A 245-nucleotide genomic window follows, 5' to 3' on the forward strand; every position below is an offset into this window, starting at 1 on the left:
GTTGGCCGCTGTGGCGGCCACCCTCAAGGGCTGGCAGTTCAAACCCTCCGGCACCGAAGGCTATCGCACCGCGGAAGTGACCCTGGGCGGTGTGGATACCGATGCCATCTCCTCCAAGACGTTTGAGGTCAATACCGTGCCCGGCCTGCACTTCATTGGTGAAGTCCTGGATGTTACCGGCCAGCTCGGGGGCTTCAATTTCCAGTGGGCCTGGGCCAGTGGCTGGTGCACCGGGTTGGCGTTGT

The 245-nt window shown here is 62.9% G+C and carries 1 protein-coding gene; it reads left to right on the forward strand.

Going from position 1 to position 245, the window contains the following annotated elements; genetic code table 11:
* On the forward strand, positions 1-245 hold a 245-nt coding region (locus A3714_RS08390), incomplete at both ends, for an NAD(P)/FAD-dependent oxidoreductase (protein ID WP_197463393.1).

Source organism: Alcanivorax sp. HI0007 (genome assembly GCF_001635525.1).
Classification (GTDB): domain Bacteria; phylum Pseudomonadota; class Gammaproteobacteria; order Pseudomonadales; family Alcanivoracaceae; genus Alcanivorax.